This is a genomic window from Polaribacter sp. (assembly GCF_965660385.1).
Lineage (GTDB): Bacteria > Bacteroidota > Bacteroidia > Flavobacteriales > Flavobacteriaceae > Polaribacter.
Map to the genome: position 1 here is coordinate 1 of NZ_CBFHZT010000103.1, position 4063 is coordinate 4063.

A 4063-nucleotide genomic window follows, 5' to 3' on the forward strand; every position below is an offset into this window, starting at 1 on the left:
GTTCTAAGTTAAGTTATTCAGGATTATTAAGTCAATGTTTTTTTATAATAATCACATTTTACTGTTATAAGTGTTTATACTTTTACGTTACTAAAATAGAATGACCAAAATAGATTTTAAACTTAAGGTATTTTCATTATCAGAACGTTTGTTTCCTATGGTTGCACGTTTACTTGGCGGCTGTAATGCTGAAGATGCTATTCAGGAAATCATGATTAAGCTTTGGCAAAAACGTAAAAAACTGGAAAATCATCCTAATTTAAAAGGTTTTGTATTCATAACAGCTCGTAATTACTGTATTGATTTGTTAAGAAAAAAAGCAATTATTTTAGACGATTCAACATCAGCATTAAAGATTTTAAAATCTACAAATCACGCTACAAATTTAGAATGGAAAGAGTTAAATAATATTATTTTTAAAATTTTAGAACAATTGCCTCAACAACAAAAAGAAGTTTTTTTGATGAGAGATGTAGATGGTTATGAATTTAAAGAAATTGCTGCATCCTTAGAAATTACAGTAGAATATGTTCGTGTTTTGTTATCTAGGGCAAGAAAACACATTGGTGCATCCTTAGAAAAAACATACAATTATGAACGAGGAAACTATTAAAAATATCATCGAAAAATACAAAGCTGGAGCGTCTTCTTTAGAAGAAGAAAAACGCTTATTACAGAGTGCTAAAAAAATGGAACATCCTTTAAAAAAATGGTTTGATTTTGTAAAGCTAAACCAAAATAAAATTCCTGAAAATTTTAAGGATACATTATGGGAATCTTTTGAAGCAAAAACAAAAAAAACTCAAAAACTTAAAGTTGGTTTATGGTCTGTGGCTGCTTCAATTACCTTAATACTATCATTATTTGTTTACAATATGAATTCTAATGAATTGTCTGAGAGCGAAAAATCAGCATTATTAGAGGAAGCCAAAAGTATGTTTGAAGATGAAAAAAAAGAACAAATGATTTACAATAAAATTCTAGAAAACGATTTAATAATTGTGTATACAAAAATAAATTAAACACTAAATATTTATAAAAATGAAAAAAATACTATTTACAATCGTTATCATTTTATGCTCGTTTTCTGTGGTACAAGCACAAGATGAAAAGTCTGAAAACGAAAATTTGTTAGTACAGTTGCAAGATGGTGCAAAACCAAAAATTATTGTTGATGGTAAGGTTTTTGATTTTCCTATAGAATTGATTGATCAAAGTAAAATAGCATCTATGTTTGTTGTAAAAGGTAAAGAAGCTATAAAAAAATACGACGCACCAAATGGTGTAATATTAATTGTTACTAAAGAAGCAGATCGTTTTAAATTTCCTAAAATTCAATTAAAAGAAGATAAAAAGCTTGGGGCAAAAAATGGTCCAAAAATAATTGTAGATGGAAAAGAGGTTGATAAAAAAATATTAGATAAAATAAGTCCGAATACTATCGAAAAAATGGAAATTGTAAAGGGCAAAAAAGCTAAAGATACCTATAATGCACCAAATGGAGTGATTATTATTACTACTAAAAAAATGTAGTTTTAAAAAGTGTAAATAGAAAAAGGGTTAACATTTTAAAAATGCTAACCCTTTTTTAATGGTATTTATCAATTATCCAATTTCTTGAATTTGTTGATCCATTTCTAATTGTTTATCACTTTTACTTCCTTTTAACCACATTTTAAATTGTGTAATTAAAAAGAATAAAATTGGTACAACCACTAAGGTTAAGAATGTTGCTACAAAAAGTCCGTAAATAACAGTCCAAGCTAATGGCCCCCAGAAAATTACATTGTCTCCACCCATATAAATTTTAGGATCAAATTCGCTAAAAAGAGAAAAGAAATCAATATTTAATCCAATTGCTAAAGGAATTAACCCTAAAATAGTTGTAATTGCTGTTAATAAAACAGGGCGTAAACGTGCTTTCCCAGCTTTTACAACACTTTCAAAAAGATATTCTTTTGGCAAATATTCATTTTCTTCTAAACCTAAATCTTCCTTTTTTCTGTCGATTAGTAATTGTGTATAATCAAGCAGTACAACCCCATTGTTTACTACAATACCTGCCAGAGATATAATACCCATCATGGTCATCATAATTACAAAAGATGATCCTGTGATTACAATTCCACCAAAAACACCAATAAAGCTTAAGAAAATAGCAATCATAATGATACCTGGTTTTGAAACCGAGTTGAATTGGAAAATCAAAATAAAGAAAATTAATGCCAAACCTTTAAAGAACGCTCCACCTAAAAAGGCTTGTTGTTTGTTTTGTTCTTCAATTTGTCCTGTATAATCTATTTTGATGTTTGCAGGTTTTTCTGTGAAGTTTTTCATTTCTTCACGAATCTGATTTACTACTGCAGCAGCATCAACATAACCAGGAGCCAACTGAGAATATACAGTAACTACACGTTTGGTATCTCTGTGTTTTATAGCACTAAAACCAGAACTGTTACTTTGCTTTGCTATTGCAGAAATTGGAACCGCTTTAATCTGCCCATTTGAAGGATCTCTAAACGTTATTTTTTGATTGAATAAAGCACTTTTGTTGTATCTGATATCTTCCTTAAAACGTACATTAATATCATAATCATCACCATCTTCTTTGTAAATACCCGCTTTTGCACCAAAAATAGCATTCCGCAATTGCTGCCCAATTTGCCCTGTAGAAACACCTAATTCACCAGCTTTTTTACGATCTACAACTACCTTCATTGAAGGTTTATCTTTATTTACATCAATCTTTAATTCATCAACACCAGGTACATTTCTTGTATTTACATACGCACGCATTTTTTCTGCTGTTGCAATTAACTCTTCATAATCATCACCTTTTAATTCAATATTAATAGGCGCACCTGCAGGTGGTCCGTTTGCATCTTTTTCAACCGAAATTAAAACACCAGGGTATACACCAGTTAAGGCTTCTTGCACTTTTTGTCTTAGTGCTTCACTATCTAAACCTCGTCTGTATTTGTACTGACGCATAGAAGCTGTAATTTTACCTTTGTGTGGCATTTCTGCTGCAGATCCTCCATCAGTATTAGGGTTTCCAGCACCTTCACCCACTTGAGAAACAGAACTTTCTACCATAAAGTTCTTACCATTATCCATATACATCTCTTGGTTTAAGATGCCATAAACACGTTGCTCAATTTCTTTGGTAATTTTATTGGTTTGGTAAATATCGGTTCCTTGAGGATATTCGATATACACCACAACTTGATTTGGTTTGTTGTCTGGAAAGAACTCAATTTTGGTTCTTTGTGTTCCTACAGACCATCCAAAACCTCCAAAAGCTGCAAACAAAAGTATAAATGTACCAATGGTAATTGCAATTGGTTTCCATCCTTTTAAAGCACTTTTAAGAGTTACTTCGTAAGCATTTTCTAACCAAACCAAAATATTTCTTTGGAAGTAATTCGCAGCTTTTCTAAGGATTAATCTATACACCCACAACATAATTGCTGTAAATACCATTACAGATCCTAAACCACGATATGCACCACCAAAAATTAGAATTAAGAGCCCAATTCCGCCAACGATTGCAGAAATCATTATGATTCTTTTTAGTGGCATATCTTTATCTTCTGTCGTCATAAATTGTGAAACAAGTACAGAATTAAAGAAAATAGCAACAACTAAAGAAGAACCTAAAACCACAGAAAGTGTGATAGGGAAATAAATCATAAATTGACCAAAAAGTCCTGGCCATAATCCTAAAGGAACAAAGGCTGCAACTGTGGTTACTGTAGAAATAATAATAGGATATGCAATTTCTCCAATTCCTTTTTTAGCGGCTTCAATTCTAGATAAACCTTCTTCGTCCATTAAACGATATACGTTTTCTACCACTACAATACCATTATCTACGAGCATTCCTAGCCCCATAATTAAACCAAAAAGAATCATAGTATTTAGGGTGTAGCCCATTGCGCCTAAAATCATAAGTGACATAAACATAGACATTGGTATGGCAAAACCAACAAACAATGCATTTTTAAAACCTAAGAAAAACATTAAAACAGTAACTACTAAAATGATTCCGAAGATGATGTTG

At 31.0% G+C, this 4063-nt stretch carries 4 protein-coding genes; 3 read left to right on the top strand and 1 reads right to left on the bottom strand.

Features of this window, described 5'->3' with window-relative positions; genetic code table 11:
- The first annotated feature begins 100 nt into the window (after window positions 1-100).
- Genes ACTG3V_RS15120 through ACTG3V_RS15130 form a run of 3 tightly spaced genes read left to right on the top strand, consistent with a single transcriptional unit; the run spans window position 101 to window position 1533 of the window.
- On the top strand, window positions 101-613 hold the full coding sequence (locus tag ACTG3V_RS15120) for an RNA polymerase sigma factor (RefSeq protein WP_439133008.1): 513 nt from the start codon (window positions 101-103) through the stop codon (window positions 611-613).
- Window positions 594-1022: a hypothetical protein gene (locus ACTG3V_RS15125; RefSeq protein ID WP_439133009.1), complete on the top strand. Its 429-nt coding sequence runs from the start codon at window positions 594-596 to the stop codon at window positions 1020-1022. The genes ACTG3V_RS15120 and ACTG3V_RS15125 overlap by 20 nt, the downstream gene beginning before the upstream one ends.
- Window positions 1023-1041: 19 nt before the next feature.
- Window positions 1042-1533, top strand: coding sequence for a hypothetical protein (locus ACTG3V_RS15130; RefSeq protein WP_439133010.1), 492 nt, complete (start codon window positions 1042-1044; stop codon window positions 1531-1533).
- Window positions 1534-1605: 72 nt separating this feature from the next.
- Here ACTG3V_RS15130 and ACTG3V_RS15135 read toward each other — a convergent pair.
- On the bottom strand, window positions 1606-4063 hold a 2458-nt coding region (locus tag ACTG3V_RS15135), incomplete at its 5' end, for an efflux RND transporter permease subunit (RefSeq protein WP_439133011.1).